The 15715-nt window shown below is 70.7% G+C and carries 16 protein-coding genes and 1 pseudogene; 5 read left to right on the top strand and 12 right to left on the bottom strand.

What is annotated here, in order from left to right:
- Together ITP53_RS34065 and ITP53_RS34060 are read right to left on the bottom strand one after the other, a co-directional pair.
- A partial coding sequence (locus ITP53_RS34065) for an AAA family ATPase (protein ID WP_236051462.1) occupies positions 1-886 on the bottom strand: 886 nt, incomplete at its 3' end.
- Positions 887-1996: an exonuclease SbcCD subunit D gene (locus ITP53_RS34060; RefSeq protein WP_195899567.1), complete on the bottom strand. Its 1110-nt coding sequence runs from the start codon at positions 1994-1996 to the stop codon at positions 887-889.
- 106 nt (positions 1997-2102) lie between these two features.
- On the opposite strand from ITP53_RS34060, the gene ITP53_RS34055 reads away from it, so the two are divergent.
- On the top strand, positions 2103-3596 hold the full coding sequence (locus ITP53_RS34055) for an alpha/beta hydrolase family protein (RefSeq protein ID WP_195899566.1): 1494 nt from the start codon (positions 2103-2105) through the stop codon (positions 3594-3596).
- Between the two features lie 61 nt (positions 3597-3657).
- On the opposite strand, the gene ITP53_RS34050 is transcribed toward ITP53_RS34055, so the two are convergent.
- The 3 genes and pseudogenes from ITP53_RS34050 to ITP53_RS60545 all read right to left on the bottom strand — a co-directional run.
- Complete coding sequence (locus tag ITP53_RS34050; RefSeq protein WP_236051461.1) at positions 3658-4572, bottom strand: alpha/beta hydrolase; 915 nt, start codon at positions 4570-4572, stop codon at positions 3658-3660.
- 1 nt (position 4573) lies between these two features.
- The gene (locus tag ITP53_RS60550; RefSeq protein ID WP_328816646.1) at positions 4574-4804 is read right to left on the bottom strand and encodes a Clp protease/crotonase-like domain-containing protein; all 231 of its coding nucleotides are present in this window, start codon (positions 4802-4804) and stop codon (positions 4574-4576) included.
- 244 nt (positions 4805-5048) lie between these two features.
- Positions 5049-5108 (bottom strand): annotated as a pseudogene (locus tag ITP53_RS60545) (hypothetical protein); the annotation flags it as partial.
- 271 nt (positions 5109-5379) lie between these two features.
- Here ITP53_RS60545 and ITP53_RS34040 point away from each other — a divergent pair.
- Positions 5380-6813 carry an LCP family protein gene (locus ITP53_RS34040; protein ID WP_207756791.1) on the top strand — a complete coding sequence of 478 codons (1434 nt, stop codon included), beginning with the start codon at positions 5380-5382 and terminating at the stop codon, positions 6811-6813.
- A gap of 101 nt (positions 6814-6914) precedes the next feature.
- On the opposite strand, the gene ITP53_RS34035 is transcribed toward ITP53_RS34040, so the two are convergent.
- The 4 genes from ITP53_RS34035 to ITP53_RS34020 are packed head-to-tail and all read right to left on the bottom strand — an operon-like array spanning position 6915 to position 10213.
- Positions 6915-7862, bottom strand: coding sequence for an asparaginase (locus ITP53_RS34035; RefSeq protein ID WP_195899563.1), 948 nt, complete (start codon positions 7860-7862; stop codon positions 6915-6917).
- Positions 7855-8670 carry an amino acid ABC transporter permease gene (locus ITP53_RS34030; RefSeq protein WP_195899562.1) on the bottom strand — a complete coding sequence of 272 codons (816 nt, stop codon included), beginning with the start codon at positions 8668-8670 and terminating at the stop codon, positions 7855-7857. Before ITP53_RS34030 ends, ITP53_RS34035 begins: the two co-directional genes overlap by 8 nt.
- Entirely contained in the window at positions 8667-9311 is a 645-nt protein-coding gene (locus ITP53_RS34025; protein WP_195899561.1) for an amino acid ABC transporter permease, read from the bottom strand. The genes ITP53_RS34030 and ITP53_RS34025 overlap by 4 nt, the downstream gene beginning before the upstream one ends.
- Complete coding sequence (locus ITP53_RS34020) at positions 9311-10213, bottom strand: glutamate ABC transporter substrate-binding protein (protein ID WP_195899560.1); 903 nt, start codon at positions 10211-10213, stop codon at positions 9311-9313. The genes ITP53_RS34025 and ITP53_RS34020 overlap by 1 nt, the downstream gene beginning before the upstream one ends.
- A 107-nt stretch (positions 10214-10320) precedes the next feature.
- Here ITP53_RS34020 and ITP53_RS34015 point away from each other — a divergent pair, with 107 nt between their 5' ends.
- From ITP53_RS34015 to ITP53_RS34005, 3 genes are all read left to right on the top strand, one after another.
- Positions 10321-11463 carry an ROK family protein gene (locus tag ITP53_RS34015; protein WP_207756789.1) on the top strand — a complete coding sequence of 381 codons (1143 nt, stop codon included), beginning with the start codon at positions 10321-10323 and terminating at the stop codon, positions 11461-11463.
- A gap of 89 nt (positions 11464-11552) precedes the next feature.
- Positions 11553-11879 (top strand): ATP-binding protein, encoded by a 327-nt coding sequence (locus ITP53_RS34010; RefSeq protein WP_328816643.1) that lies wholly within the window; start codon positions 11553-11555, stop codon positions 11877-11879.
- An 85-nt stretch (positions 11880-11964) separates the two neighbouring features.
- On the top strand, positions 11965-13563 hold the full coding sequence (locus tag ITP53_RS34005; RefSeq protein WP_207756787.1) for an ATP-binding protein: 1599 nt from the start codon (positions 11965-11967) through the stop codon (positions 13561-13563).
- 35 nt (positions 13564-13598) lie between these two features.
- Here ITP53_RS34005 and ITP53_RS34000 read toward each other — a convergent pair whose 3' ends face one another.
- From ITP53_RS34000 to ITP53_RS33990, 3 genes are all read right to left on the bottom strand, one after another.
- Positions 13599-13736: a hypothetical protein gene (locus ITP53_RS34000; RefSeq protein ID WP_195899558.1), complete on the bottom strand. Its 138-nt coding sequence runs from the start codon at positions 13734-13736 to the stop codon at positions 13599-13601.
- 145 nt (positions 13737-13881) lie between these two features.
- Positions 13882-14994 (bottom strand): NAD(P)/FAD-dependent oxidoreductase, encoded by a 1113-nt coding sequence (locus ITP53_RS33995; RefSeq protein WP_195899557.1) that lies wholly within the window; start codon positions 14992-14994, stop codon positions 13882-13884.
- 55 nt (positions 14995-15049) lie between these two features.
- Entirely contained in the window at positions 15050-15655 is a 606-nt protein-coding gene (locus ITP53_RS33990; protein WP_195899556.1) for a helix-turn-helix domain-containing protein, read from the bottom strand.
- Positions 15656-15715: the final 60 nt, after the last annotated feature.

The raw sequence follows: 15715 nt of genomic DNA, 5'->3' as shown, positions 1-15715 counted from the left end.
CCTCATGCTCCCGCTCGGTGCGCGCCACGACGGCCCGCGCGGCATCGAGCAACGCCCCCGCCCACCCCAACGGATCACTCTCGGAATCGAACGCCTCCCCACCCTCGCCAACTGGCATGCCCACCACACCGGCCTTCCCGCCATCGCCACCGGGCATGACGGCCGCACCGGCCTGCCCACCCTCGGCACCCGGCACCCCAGCCATACCGGCCTGCCCGGTGCCGGCGGCTTCCTCCAGGCGTTTGATGGCGAAGTCGACCTGCTGCCGGAGCTCCTGCGCCGCCCGCCCCGCCAGTTTGCGGTGCTCGGCGAGCCACGACTCCGCCTGGGTGAAGACCTTGACCGTGAAGAGCCGCTCCAGCAGCTTGGAGCGGTCGTCTCCGTCGGCGCGCAGGAACTTGGCGAAGTCGCCCTGCGGCAGCATCGCCACCTGGCAGAACTGGTCGGCGTTCATGCCCAGCAGCCCGCCCACCAGGTCGCCCGCCTCGTCCAGCCGCGTCGTGAGCCCCTGCCAGCAGGACCCCCGCCACTCGGCGACGACGACCTTGGACTTCTCCTCGGTGATCCCCGTCCCGCGCAGCTTGGGACGCTGCCAAGATGGCGAGCGCTGGATGCGGAATAAGCGGCCGCGGATCGAGACCTCCAGCGTGACCGACGGCCCGGCCGAGGCGGGAGCGTGGTCGCAGCGCAGGCTGCGGGCGCTGTTGCGCTGCCCGGGGACCTGGCCGTAGAGGGCGAAGCAGAGCGCGTCGAGGATCGTGGTCTTGCCCGCCCCCGTCGGCCCGTGCACGAGGAACAGGCCCGCCTCGGCCAGCGCGTCGAAGTCGACCGTCTCGGTGCCGGGGAACGACCCGAAAGCCGTGAGCGAAAGCCGGTGCGGCCGCATCTACGCCATCGTCTCCTTGACCCTCGACGCCTCGATGGCCTGTCTTAGCAGGTCTTCCTCCTCAGGTGCGGCAGGCTCGCCGCGAACCTCGCGAACGAAGTCGAGGGCCACCTCCGCCTCGGGCCGCCCGCTGAGGCGCACGGGCTCGGCGGCGGGAAGGGCGCCGGCCGGGTCGAAGGCGAGGGCGAGGGTGTGGGGGAAGCGGGCACGCAGCCGGTCCATCGCGGACTTGGGGCGGACGGCGTCGGTGAGGGTGATCTGCAGCCAATGGTCTTCGAGGCCGGTGTGCGCCGGGGAGGCGAGGAGGTCGTCCAGCTCCCCGCGCAGCCGGCCGACCGGCCGCGGCACCGGCGCGGGCACGAACTCCGCGCCCGAACCGAGCGTGACCAGCCACGAGCCCTTGACGTGGCCCGCCTCGGAGAAGGAGTAGGCGAGCGGCGAGCCCGAATAACGCACCGTCTCCGACATCCGCTGCCGCCCGTGCAGGTGGCCGAGCGCGACGTAGTCGACCCCGTCGAAGGCCGCCAGCGGGACGTGGGCCACCCCGCCCACGCTGATGTCGCGCTCGCTGTCACTCGCCTGCCCACCCGTGACGAAGCAGTGGGACAACACCACCGAGGCACGATGGTGCGCGGCATCGGCTCTGACCCGGTCCATCGCGTACGTGATCGCGGCCGTGTGACCGCGGTCGGCCAGCTCCCACGGCGTCCGGACCAGCTCGGGCTCCAGGTAGGGGATGCCGTAGAAGGCCACGTCGCCGACCAGCACCGGCGCCCAGGACCGGTCCGGCGCGGTGCGCACGTGGACGCCGGACGCCTCGAACAGCGCCGATCCGAACCTGAGCCGCAGCGCCGAGTCGTGGTTGCCGCTGATCAGCACCACCCGCGCGCCCGCCGCGCGCACGCGCGCGAGCGCCTCGTCGAGCAGGGCGACCGCGTCGACCGGCGGCAGCGCTCGGTCGTAGACGTCACCGGCGATCGCGACCACGTCGACTTGCTCGGCCCGCACCGTCTCCACCAGGTGGTCGACGAACGCCGCCTGCCCCGAGAGCAGGCTCTCGCGGTGGAACGAACGCCCGAGATGCCAGTCGGAGGTGTGCAGGATCCGCATGTCGCAGGAAGCTAACAGCTCTCACTGACAAAAGCGTTATCACCTGCCCCAGACGCCGGGAGTAGGCTGGCGATCAGCGGGCAAACCAACGCACATGGGGAGGCCAATGCGCACTGGCCGTGGCACCTTGAGCGTCGCCGCCGGTCTGGTGCTGGTGGTTCTCGCGTCGGTCGGATACGTGTTGCCACCCGCGTTCGACCCGCCGCCGCTCAAGGTGGATCCAGCCTTCGAGGCGATTCCGCCGCAGCCCTCGCACGAGCTGCGGCCTGTGGTGGCGGTCGACCCGATCCGCAGGCAGGAGATCTCGCTCCCCGCGGAGGGCCAGCGGCTCGACGGCACGCTGCGTGTGCCGACCACGCCGGGCCGGCATCCGGCGATGGTGTTCGTGTCGGGGTCGGGCAACGGCTCGCGTACGGAGTTCACGCCGCAGGCGGAGTTCCTGGCCAAGGCGGGCGTGGTGACGATCGCGTTCGACAAGCGCACGGTCGGCTACGACTTCCGCGAGCGTGACTTCGGGCTGCTCGCCGACGACGCGCTGCGCATGGTGGAGTACCTGCGGACCCGTCCGGAGGTCGACCCGGCCCGCGTCGGCGTGTGGGGCGTCAGCGAGGGCGGCTGGGTGGTGCCGATCGCGGCGGCCAAGAGCGCGGCGGTGGGGTTCATCGTGCTGGTGTCCTCGCCGAACGTCTCCCCGCTCAGGCAGGTCGCGTGGGCGCTGAACGAGCAACTGCTCAGGCTGCGCGCCCCCATCGGCGCGCGCGACCTGCTGACCAGGGCGATGGGCGGGGTCGGCTTCGACTTCCTGCGCTACGACGCGCTGCCCGCGTTAAGCCAGATCAAGCAGCCGGTCCTGGCGTTCTACGGCACCACCGATCCGTCTATCCCCTTCGTCGAGTCCACCCAGGCGCTCGTCACCTCGCTCGGCAAGGCGGGCAACGACCACTACACCATTCGCTTCATGGCCAACGGCGACCACGCCATGCGGGTCGCAGGTGGCGACTTCACCGCCGGTTACCTCGAGACGCTGGCCAGCTGGATCATCGGCCTGCCCGGCACGGGCAGGCCCTCGGTGCACATGGCGGGCGCGACCCCGGTGCAGCGGTTCGAGGCCAGCGACGTGCCCGCCGCCCCCTGGTACGCGGGCGGCACGATGCTCGGGCTGACGATCTGCCTGGCTGCCGTCGGCTACGTGGCCGGCCCGGTCGCCGCCATGGTCGTACGCCTGCGCGGCCGCCCCCGCACCCCCGTGGAGACCAACGCCCGGCTGTGGCCGCCGATCAGGCGGCGGCTGGTCCGGATGGCGTGGACGAGCCTGGGCCTGCTGGCGTCGGTGGTGGCGTTCATCACGCTGCTGGTGCTGTTCTCGGTCAACCAGGCCGGCGCCTGGCCTGCGGTGCTGGCCGGCTGGCTCCTCATCCGCGTGCTGGCCGTGCTCATGCTGATCCAGGAGGTCACGGCGGTGGCCGCGTTCGTGTCGGCGCTGCGCGAGGGCATGCGGCCGAGCCGGTGGCAGCACGTGGCCGTCGCGGGCGTGCTCGGCGGCACGGGGCTGCTGATGGTGGCGGCGGCGTACTACGGGCTGTTCTCGTTCCCCTGGTAGTGCTACGAGTTCTTCTGGACGAGTTCCCCTTGTTGGTGCTACGAGACCCGTCCTGGTCGTGCTACGCGGCGCCCTGGTGGACGTAGGCGTTCATCCAGCGGTCCAGCTCGGCGAACACCTGCTTGCGCGCCGGCTCGGCCGACAGCACCAGATCGTGCAGGCCGTCGGCGATCCGCACGCACGTCACATGCGGCCCCACCGACGACGACCAGCGGGCGATCTGCTGGGGATCGAGCACGACGTCGGCCGAGCGCGCCTCGGGCACGAAGTCGCGCACACGCAGGCCGGTGGCGGAGGCGAGGACGAGGACCGGCACGTCGACCGCGAGCCCCGCGTGCAGGCGCCGCTGCGCGCGGCGGATCGCGGCCAGCCACATGGCGTGCACCGAGAAGCCGGACAGCGGCTTGAGCTCCAGGTCGTACTCCCACTCGCCCTGCTCGCTGCGGTGCAGGCTCTGCCCGTACACGGTGCTGACGCCCAGTGGGAGCACTCTGCGCGTGTACGACAGCGGCGTCTTCAGCAGGTCGGCGGCCACGCGGAGCGGAGCGGACACGTTCAGGTCGAAGAACGGGCTGTTCAGCGCGAGCCCCTGCACCAGGCCACGGCCCCTGACCCGGTCGGCCCACAGGGCGGCGACCAGGCCGCCGGTCGAATGGGCGTTGATCGTCAGCTCGTCGTGGTCGCGCTTGATGAGGCGGACGGCCTCGTCGATCTCCGGGAAGTAGTCGGTGACGCTCCTGATCAGGCCCCTGGTCTGGTGCGGCCGCAGGGAACGGCCGTATTTGCGCAGGTCGAGCGCGTAGAAGTCGATGCCGCGCTGGAGGTAGTGGTCGGCCAGGTGGTCCTGGAAGAAGTAGTCGGTGAACCCGTGCAGGTAGAGCACCGCGCGCCGGGATCCAGCCGTCCTGGAGACGAGGGTGGCCACGACCTCGCCCTCGAAGTCATCCGGGAGGTTCAGAACGGTGATCTCGTACATGCTAGACACCATAGGGATCCTCCGGCCAGGACGGCATCCCGGATGGCAGGTCCGCGCTCACCTTCATCGGGAATTCGGCCGGCCGTTTCTCCAGGAACGCCGTCACCCCCTCCACCGCGTCCGGCGCGCCGCCCAGCTCCGACATGAGCCGGGAGTCGGCGGCGTGCGCCTCCCACGGCGAGGCCGCCGACAGGCCGGACCACATCAGTCTGCGGATCGCCGCCACGGACACCGGCGAGGTGTTCGCGGCGATCTCGCGGGCCAGCGCGTACGCCGCGGGCAGTCGCCGGCCGGATACACCCGTGACACCAGCCGCCCCTCCAGCGCCTCCGCGGCCGGTCGCGGCCCGTCTCGCCCGTCTCGCCCGGTGAGGCGGGATCGCGCGGCGAGGCGGGATCGCGGTGCCCGAACGTGCCGCCTCCGCCGCTCAGGTCGGCGCCCGCGCAGAAGGCCCGGCCGGCTCCGGTCACCACGACCGCGCGTACGTCGTCGTCGGCATCGGCCAGGTCAAAGGCCGCGAGCAACTCTCCGCGCATGGCAAAGGTGAAGGAATTCAGCCGCTCGGGACGGTTCAATGTGATCGTGGCGACGCGATCGGTCACCTAGTACGCGATCTCGGCGAAGCCCATGCCCCGAATGGTATTCGGCTACTGATGTTCACCAAACGATAAAGACATATTTCGTATTCGGCCCGTAGGCTGCCGCCTCTACCCGGCCCTACGGTGAAAGTTCGCGGGCCGGCCCTAACGTGAGAAGTTCGACGGGGAGACGGGGTTGGCGGTGCGGCAGGCAAGGGAACCCGTGAGCATGGGAGCGGTGCTGGGCTGGCTGGTGCTGGCGGCAGTGGCGCCAGGCGCCGCCCACCTGCGCGCCGGCCGGCGCAGGACCGGTCTCGTCCTGCTCGGCTGCTACGCCGCCGGCCTGCTGGCGTTGCTGGCGATCGGGCTGACGACCGACAACCTGCTGGGCTCCCTGACCGAGGACTCGTGGCTGACGGCCATCGTAATCGGCGCCGTCGTGCTCGGGCTGGCGTGGTTCGCCCTGATCGTGCACTCGTTCGCGGTGCTGCGGCCAGGACGGCTGCCGCAGAACGGCCAGATCGTCAGCGGCGTGCTCGCCGGGCTGCTCGCCGTCGCGGTGGTGGTGCCGTTCGGGTGGGTCGCCAATTTCGTGTGGACCTCCCAGAAGACGCTCAACGACATCTTCCAGAATCCATCTGACGACGAGACGCCGGCCGCGGCCCCGGCGGAAAGCCCCGACGATCCGTGGGGCGGACAGCGGCGGGTCAACATCCTGCTCCTGGGCGGCGACGCCGACGACAACAGGACCGGCGTGCGTACCGACAGCATGAACCTGGCCAGCATCGACGTGCAGTCGGGCAACACCGTGCTGTTCAGCCTGCCGCGCAACCTCGAGGACGTCCGCTTCCGTCCCGGCACCCCGATGGCCCAGCGCTTCCCGAACGGTTTCAGCCTGCCCCCCGACGCCGGCGGCGGAAGCAGCGACCTGCTCAACAGCGTCTGGGAGTACGCCGACGGGCACCCGGAGCTCTTCGGCGGCAAGCAGCATCAGGGCGCCAAGGTACTCATGGACACCATCGGCTACACCCTCGGCGTCAAGGTCGACTGGTACGCCCTGGTGAACATGTGGGGCTTCGCCCGCCTCATCGACGCCATCGGCGGCGTCACGATCAACGTCGAGAAGGACGTCGTGTTCGGCAAGTACAACGAGGGGCTGGTGAAGGCGGGCACACGGAAGCTGAAGGGCGCCGACGCCATGTGGTACGCCCGCTCGCGCACGTACAGCGACGACTTCACCAGGATGCGCCGCCAGCGGTGCGTGCTCGGCGCCATCCTCGACCAGGCGGACCCGGCCACGGTGCTGACCAGGTTCAACCAGATCGCGGTCGCCGCCAAGGAGCTCATCAGGACCGACATCCCGCGGCGGATGCTCAAGAACCTGGTGCCGCTCGCGCTGAAGGTCAAGGACGCCAAGGTGTCGAGCGTGCAGTTCGTACCGCCGCTGATCAACACCGGCTACCCCGACTGGGAGAAGATCCGCGGCATCGCGGACAAGGCCCTGCGCGACGCGGCCGCCAAGAGGCCGGCCGTCGCCGCCACCGCCTCGGCGCAGGCCGCCTCACCCGGGCCGTCACAGAAGAAGCCCGGGAAGAAGAGCGCCAAGCAGTCCGGCGACGACCCGGCGACCGGGCTCACGGAGGGCTGCGGCGGCGCGCTCTGAGCCAATCTGGTCACGACTCATCCCAGAAGCCGTCCTGGTCACGACCCGGCCCAGCGGCGCGCTCCAGCCGTCCTGGTCACGATCCGGCCCAGCGGCGCGCTCTAAGCCGTTCTGGTCACGATCCGTCCCACGGGGACGCCGCCGCCCAGCACGTCGACGTGCTCGAACGCGCCGGCGGACGTGACGTCGCAGCCCATCAGGCGCAGCACCGCGAGCGCGATCGCCGTGGTGGCGCGCGGGCTGCCGTCGATGACCTTCACCGCCGCCGCGTGCCCCGACTCCAGCGCCACCACCAGCACCCCCTCCGCGCCGCCCTTGGCCACCGCGCCGGGCAATGCCCGCATCAGCTCGGTGTTCTGGTGGCCGGTGCCGCCGACGTACTCGGGGTACGCGCGCATCGCGTCGGCGACCTGCCGAGGACCGCTGCCCGGCGCGGCCACCACCAGGGCCCGCGCCGCCCGCGCCAGGCCGGTCAGCGAGCACCCGAACAGCGGCGCCCCGCACCCGTCCACCACCACGTGCGCGGTCTTCTCCTCCGCCAGCTCCTCGGTGACCGAACGCACCCGGAGCTGCAGGGGATGCTCGGGCGACAGGTAGCCGGCCACGTCCCAGCCGTTGGCCACGCAGGCGGCCAGCATGGCGGCGTGCTTGCCCGAGCAGTTCATGCGCTCGCGGGAGACGCCGGCGCCCTGCCTGATCAGCTCCTCCATCGTGGGCCTGTCCTCGGGCCACGACGGCGGGCAGGCCAGCGCCCCGGTGGTCAGGCCGTAGTCGGCGAGCAGCTCGCGTACCAGCCCCACGTGGAAGTCCTCGCCCGTGTGACTGCCCGCCGCGATCGCCAGCCGCCGCCCCGCCAGGGCAGCGCCCGCGACGAGGCAGGCCAGCGCCTGGAACGGCTTGGCCGACGAGCGTGGCAGCACCGGCGCGTCCACCCGGCCGAGCGTCACCTCGGCCCGCCCCGACGGATCGAGGCCGACGGCGCTGCCATAGTGCACGCTCTCCACGAATCCTGAGCGGATCACCTCGGCGAGCACGGCGAGTTCAGGCACGTACGATCCTCCTTCTGAGCGTTACGGGCTGGCGGGCCTCCAGCGTGCGCGCCAGCTTGGACAGCGACGCGTTGACCACCAGGTAGATCAGCGCGACGACCAGGTACGTCTGGATGAGCAGGCCGTTGTAGGCGGCCAGGACCTTGCCGCTGTAGAGCAGCTCGCCGTAGCTGACGACGAAACCGAGCGAGGTGTCCTTCAGCAGGCCGACGGACTGGCTGACGATCGACGGCAGCACCCGGCGGGCGGCCTGCGGCAGCACGATCAGGCGCATGGCCTGGAACCGGGTGAGGCCGACGGACAGGCCCGCCTCGCTCTGGCCGCGTTCGACCGACTTGATGCCGGCGCGCAGGATCTCCGCGTACGCGGCCGCGTTCGAGACCGTCAGCGGCACGACCAGTTTCCAGAACAGCGGCAGGTCGAGCCCGTACCGCGGCAGGGCGAACAGCACCACGTACACCAGCAGCAGCGCGGGGACGACCCGGACCACCTCGACGTAGGCGGCGGCCGGGCCGCGCACCCACGCCCGGGGCGACAGCCGCCCCAGCGCCAGGACCAGTCCGAACGCCATGGACAGCGCCGCCGCGACGACGGCCGCGAGGAACGTCGACCACAGCCCGTCCAGCAGGTAACGCCACATGGGCCACGTCGCGTACGGCTGCCAGCGCCCGGCGTCGAGTTGCCCGTTGGCGGCGAACTGCCGCACGGCCAGGGCGGCGAGCGCGACCGCCGCCAGCGTGCCGAGCACGGTCGCGACCCGGATGCGCCGGCGCGACCTGGGCCCCGGCTCGTCGAACAGGACACTCATCGCAGGACCACCAGCCGGCGTTCGAGCCTGCCGGTGACGAACCCGGCGGCGGCCGAGATCAACGCGTACGCCAGCCCCGCGCCCACGAAGATCGGGATGGGTTGCGCCTCGACCAGGTTCACCCGGTTGGCCGCCGCGGTCAGGTCGACGACTCCGACGGCGGCGGCGAGCGAGGTGTTCATGGCGGTCGCGATGAAGATGTTGCCGAGCGGCTGGACGACCGTGCGCAGCGCCTGCGGCAGGACCACGTGCCGCAGCGACTGGCCGAACGTCAGCCCGATCGCCCGCGCCGCCTCACCCTGCCCCTTCGACACGGAGTTCACGCCCGAGCGCAGCGCCTCGGCGATGTAGGCGGCCTCGTACGCGGCGATGACGACGATGGCCGTGACCAGCAGGTCCGCCTGGATGCCGATCTCCGGCAGGCCGAACACCGCCAGCACCAGCAGCACGAGCAGGGGCAGGTTCTGCAGCGTCTCGACGTAGGAGGTGCCGAGGGCGCGCAGCACCCGTACCGGGCTGACGCGCAGGGCGCAGACCAGCAGGCCCAGCACCGCCGCGCCGGCGAAGGACGCGGCGGTGAGCTGGACCGTCACGATCAGCCCCTGCCACAGCTCGGGCAGGTGGTCGAGGAGGAAGGACATCAGGACCCCGGAACGGAGCCGATCTCGGGCGGCGCCGGAGCCTCGCCGGTCACGACCGTGCCGATGGAGCTCTTCCAGATCTCCTGCCAGACGCCGGTGTCCCGCATCTTCTTCAGCCACGCGTTCGTGAACGTCTTGAACTGCTCGTCGCCGTGCTTGAGCCCGATGCCGTACGGATCGGTGGTGAACGGCTTCGTCACGATCTGGATCGACGGATCCTTCTGCGCGTCGGCGATCAGAATCGTCTCATCCTGCACATAGGCGACACCCCGGTCCTGCTTGAGCGCCTGTACGCACTCCGGGTCGCTGCCGAACGTGATGATCTCGGCCTGCGGCGCCAGCTTCTTGATCGCCGGGATGGCCGGGGTGTTCGCCCCCGCCAGCACCTTCTTGCCGTTCAGGTCCTCCGGCTTGGCGATGCCGGTCGTCCCCTTCTTCACCGCGATCGTCAGACCGGAGGTGTAGTACGGCCCCGCGAACGAGACCTGCTCGGCCCGCTCCTCCGTGATCGTGTACGTCTGGAAGACCACGTCCACGGTGCCGTTGGCGAGCAGCGCCTCCCGCGTCTCCGACGCCGAGTTGACGATCTTCACCTTGGGCTCGCCCAGGATGTACGTGGCCAGCGCCTTGCCCATCTGCGCGTCGAACCCCTCGACCTCGCCGGTGACGGGGTTCTGCTGGGAGAGCAGGGGCGCGTCCAGCGAGCCGCCCACCAGGAGCTCGCCCCGCTGCTTGATCTTCTCCATGGTGGAGCCGGGCAGGATCTCGGCCGCCGCCGCGACCGGCGCCTTGGCGAGAACATCGGCCTTCTGGGACTCCCCGGGTACGGCGGGACTGCTCGACTCACCGCACGCCGTGAGGGCTAACAGGGAGAGGGCGGCGACGGCGACAAACCTATTCATGACCAGGTCACTTCCTTCGATTTCGAAGATATGCGGGACCGTAGTAGGAAATTTCGTAGCAAGTCAACACGTTGTCGGCTGAAGTCTGGACATGGTAGGTATCTCACATGAATCAGCGGCTGCCCGTGCAGGGGGCACAGGGCGACCTGCTGCGACTCGTCGCCACCGGCAAGGCCGAGTCACGCGCCGACCTGGCCCGCTTATCCGGCCTGGCCGCGTCCAGTGTCTCGCTCCGCGTCGAGGAGCTCATCGACGCGCGGCTCCTGGCCGAGGAGGGCTCGGGCACGTCCCGCGGCGGCCGCCGTCCGCGCCGCCTGCGCCTGTCCCCCACGGCCGGCGTGCTGGCCGTCGCCGACCTGGGCGCCCACCACGTACGCCTCGGGCTGCTCGACCTCAGCGGCACCCCGCTCCTGGTCGAGGAGCGACCCTGCGAGATCGCCGACGGCCCCAGGGCCACGCTCGACCGCGTCGCGGACGCGCTCGACGAGGTGGTGGCGGCGCGCGTACCAGCCGAAGTGCCGCTGCGCGGCGTCTGCGCCGGCATCCCCGGTCCCGTCGATCCGCTCACCCTGCGCGTCGTCACCCCGTCACGCATGCCAGGCTGGAACGACTTCCCCGTCGCCGGCCACCTCGCCACCCGCTACGACCTGCCGATCCTCGTCGAGAACGACGCGAACCTGATGGCCGCGGGCGAGGCACGCCGGTGGCCGGACCGCGAGAACCTGATGGTGGTCAAGGCGGGGACGGGCATCGGCTGCGGCGTCATCGTGGGCGGCCGCCTGCACCGCGGCAGGGGCGCGGCCGGCGACATCAGCCACGTACGCGTCCGCTCCGACTCCTCGGTCATCTGCGCCTGCGGCCACCCGGACTGCCTGGAGGCGTACGCGAGCGGCGCCGCCCTGATGACGGCCCTGTCGGAGGCGGGCATCGAGGTGACCCGCCCGGCGGACATCGTCGGCCTGGTCAACGACGCCGTCCCGGAGGCCACCAGTCTGGTCCGCAACGCCGGCCGCCGTATCGGCGAGGTGCTCACGGTCCTGGTCAACTTCTTCAACCCGGACGTGGTGGCGGTGGGCGGCAGCCTGTCGGCCGCCGAACCGTTGATCACCTCCATCCGCGCCGCCGTCTGGGAACGCTGCCTCCCCCTGGCCACCCGCGACCTCGAAATAGCCCCGGCCCGAGCCGGCCGCGACGCGGCGTTACTGGGCGCCGGCGCCCTCCTCCTGGAAGCCGCCCTGACCCTGCCATAGGGCCGTCATAGGCCGCTAGCGCGCAGGTCCGACACCCTCTTGACGCCCAGGCCGGGGCTGCCGGTGACGACGAGGTATGGGCGCGCTCCCTGCTGTGCCTCGGCACCCCGTCGCCTGTCCTCGATGACGTGCTCCTCTTGCTGAGCGAAGTGGTCACCAACGCCATCGCTCACTCCGACTCCGGCCGCACCCCTGACGGCAAGGTGACGGTCCAGATCACCCGCATGGACGCGACCGTCCAGGCAGAGGTGACGGATGCCGGCTCCTCCACCACCACCCCCGCTGTCCGTACCCCCACCCTCGATGACGACGGAGGCCGCGGCCTGTGGCTGGTGGACCTGCTCGCCGACGAATGGGGATCCCAGCACGACGAGACCGGCGGAACGGTCTGGTTCCGGCTCGGCGAGCACGAGTGACCCCAAGGGCCGACAAGGCCCGATCCAAAGTGCGTGATTCCCTTGTCCCAGACACCCAGAAGTAAGGCGATGGCAGAATGTGACCATGCGGCCACCCCGAGCGAGATACTTCAACACCACCGGCCCGTGCGGCCCCGAGCGCCACTACATGCTGCCCCCCACGCAACGGCTCCCGCAGGCGCGCGTGCTCATCGAGATGGAGCGTTACTTCGTGCTGCACGCGCCCCGGCAGACCGGGAAGACGACCACACTGGACACTCTGGCCTCCGAGCTGAACACCCAGGGCAACATCACCGCCCTGATGTTTTCCTGCGAGAGTGCCAAGGCGGCCGGCGACGACGTCGGCTGGGCGGAGTCGCTTCTGCTGGATTCCCTCCGCGAGGCCGCCGAAGGGTCGGGATGGCCAGAGGAGCTGCTGCCGCCGAATCCCTGGCCGCAGTCCTCCCCGGGCAGCCGGCTCCGTGCGGCGCTGCGTGAGTGGTGTCGCCGCTGCCCGCGCCGGGTGGTGCTGTTCCTCGACGAGATCGACGCCCTGCAGGGCACCAGCATGGTCAGCATCCTCAGCCAGCTCCGCGACGGCCACAACGCGCGGCCGAAGGGACGTCCGTTCCCCGCGTCCGTGGTGCTGTGCGGGCTGCGCGACGTGCGTGACTACAAGGTCGCCTCGGGCGGCGGCCCCGGCCGGTCGAATCCGGCCAGCCCGTTCAACATCGTCACCGAGTCGCTGCGCCTGGGCGACTTCACCGCCGACCAGATCACCGAGCTGTACGGCCAGCACACCCAGGCGACCGGCCAGGCGTTCACCAATGACGCGGTGGACCGGGTCTTCGAGCTGACCCAGGGACAGCCGTGGCTGGTCAACGCCCTCGCCTATGAGATCACCTTCCGGATGGGCGTGGCTGACGCCATAACTGCCGGGCAGGTGGAAGAGGCCAAGGAGCGGCTCATCCGGAAGCGAGCCACTCACCTGGACGCCCTCGTGGCGCGACTGCACGAACCACGGGTGGAACGGGTGATCGAACCGATCGTGGCGGGAACGTGGCCAGACACGGACACTGCTTTCGACGATGACGTCTCCTATGTTCACGATCTGGGCCTCATCCGGGGAACCAGAGATATGCAGATCGCAAACCCCATCTACCGAGAGGTCCTGCTACGAGTCCTGGGCGATCGCACGGAGCGGTTCGTGAAGGCCGACCCGCACAGCTTCGTGCTCCCGGACGGCCGGTTCGACCTGCCACGCCTGCTGGAGGAGTTCGTCGTGTTCTGGCGCGAGCACGGCGAGGTGCTCATCCGGCAGGAGGGCTACCACGAGGCCGCCTGCCAGATCATCCTCATGGCCTTCCTGCACCGGCTGGTGAACGGCGGAGGCCAGCTCGACCGGGAGTACGCGGCGGGCACCAAACGCCTGGACGTGCTGGTTCGCTGGCCCTACACCGGCCCCGACGGCGAGCGGCTGATGCAGCGGGAGGCCATGGAGCTGAAGGTCTGGCGAGCGAACGAGAACGACCCGCTGCCCGACGGTCTCGCGCAGCTCGACCGGTATCTGGACCGGCTCACCCTTCCCACCGGCGTGCTGGTGATCTTCGACCGGCGCCCCGAGGCCCCACCCTGGAAGGCACGAGGCGGTTTCGAGCGAACAACCACCCCTTCCGGCCGCCAGGTCACCGTTCTGCGTGTCTAACGGACACCTGCGCACGGCTTCTCTCCCGACGAGGTCTACCGCGACGTCGTGGCCGAGCGCCGACCCGCCGACGCCTCGCCGGAGGCCGAGCAGAACCTCGCGGTGGCGATCGCCACCACCACCCGCATCACCCTGGTCACCAGCCTCGACGAGCTGACCGACATCCTCAGCAAGCCGTTCGCCGTGTGGCGGGTCTTCCTGCATCCGTCGCAGCGGCGCGTCGCCTACCGTCCTTCCTTCAACGGCTCCGCGCAGGTGACGGGCGGTCCCGGCACACCGGGTACCAGGCCTGCGCGGCGCTCGCGCCGGGCGAGCGGCTCAAGGGGCTGGGGCGAAGGCGGCGATCTCGGCCGGCGGCCTGTCCTCCAGCACGGCTCGTGCCAGGGCGTCGCCGGCGAACGGGCCCATCGTCAGTCCCGCCGCGCCGAACCCGGACAGGACGTGCAGCCCAGGCGTGTCCGGCACCGGGCCGATCACGGGCAGGTGCCCGTCGGGCAACGGCCGGAGACCGACGCGGGTCTCGATGAAGGTCGCATCCGCCAGGCCAGGGGCGATCCGCAGAGCGTCCTGGAGGACTTCCAGCTGACCGGCGGCGGTGACACGGGGATCGAACCCGCTGCCGGTCTCGCGGGTGGCCCCGATCGCCACTCTGGAGTCGTCGAACGCGACCATGTAGTGACTGGAGAGCGGGCGAACGGACGGCCAGCCGCTGGTGTCCACGCCCTCCACGCGGAGATGAGTGATCTGCCCGCGCTGCGGCGCCACGGGCACCTGGATGCCGAACGGCTTGAGCACGACGTTCGTCCAGGCGCCCGCCGCGATCACGATGTCGTCCGCCTCGATCCGCTCACCGTTCACCTCCAGGGCCGGGACTCCACGCGGGTCCGGTGTGAGGTGCGCCGTGCCGGACAGCGATGTCGCGCCCGCCCGTCGCGCGGCCGTGAGCAGGGCGGAGCACATGGTGCGCCCGTCCACCCTGGCGCCGCCGGAGATGTGCACGCCCTCGAGCTCACGAGCGAGCGGCGGGAACAGCGCGCGCACGTCATCGTTGCCGATGCGCTCCACGGTCCCGGCGACGGCTCCGGCCGCGCGCGCCCGGATCGCGACCCGGTCGTGGGTCTCCTGGAGCTTCTCCAGATCCGCGCCGACGACCAGCGCCCCCGTACGCCGGTACTCGGTCCTGGTGACGCCGGCGTCGTCCAGACGGGCCAGGACCTCGGGATAGAAGGCGGCGCCCGCGGCGTAGAGGTCGTAGAAGACGCCGTCGGTCGCCGAGGCCCAGGGCGCGATGATGCCGGCGCTCGCCGCGGTCGCCTGACCCGTCTCGGCCGAGTCGATGATCGTGACCGCGGCTCCCCTGCGGGCCGCCGCGAAGGCGAACGAGGCGCCCGCGATGCCACTGCCGATGACGATGACGCGACGTTGGACCATGGTTGTGCCTTTCTGAGCCAGTTCTCTGAGCCAGTTCGTATCAGCGCGGGGAAGGTCAGTGGGCAGGTGCCGGATGAGTCCGTACCCACAGGGCTTCGGTGACCGTGTCGGTGTGGTTGGCCATGGTGTGGGGGACCGTGGACGGGAAGTGAACCGCGTCGCCGGTTCTGAGCGTCAGTTCGTCGCCTCGGATCCGGAGGTGGAGCTCGCCGGACAGGATGTAGGCGACCTCCTCGCCCTCATGGACGGAGAGCGGCGCCATCACGGAGGTCGGATGGATCCGGACGACCATCGAGTCGAGCCGCCGGCCGTCGAAGCCGGGGTGGAAGTGGAAATACTCGCGCTCGCCTACGACGACATGGCCGGTCGCCGCCGCGGACGTGCCGCACCAGAGTGAATATTCCTTGGGCTGGGCGGTCGCGGCCACCTCGGCGCCGAGCAGCGTCGCGGGCGCCACGTCCAGCGCGTCCGCGATGGCGAAGAGCGAGGTCAGGGAGAGCGAGCACTCGCCGCGTTCGACGAGTGACAGGAAACTCGGGGAGAGCCCTGACCGGGTGGCGAGCTCTCGCAACGAGAGCCCGGCGCCGCGGCGCGTCCGCCGAAGCTCCGCCCCTACGGCGACGAGGGCGTCCTTCGATCCCGGCTCGCTCTTCGGCTTCATGGTCTGCTTCCGTTCTCGGGCGTTGCGTTGAGTGGTACTGGACAGGAAGGGAGCATACCG

Origin of the sequence: Nonomuraea cypriaca, assembly GCF_015645445.1 — a bacterium.
GTDB lineage: Bacteria > Actinomycetota > Actinomycetes > Streptosporangiales > Streptosporangiaceae > Nonomuraea > Nonomuraea cypriaca.
The sequence above is the reverse complement of the archived record's forward strand: the minus strand, read 5'-3'. Positions and strand labels throughout refer to the sequence as shown.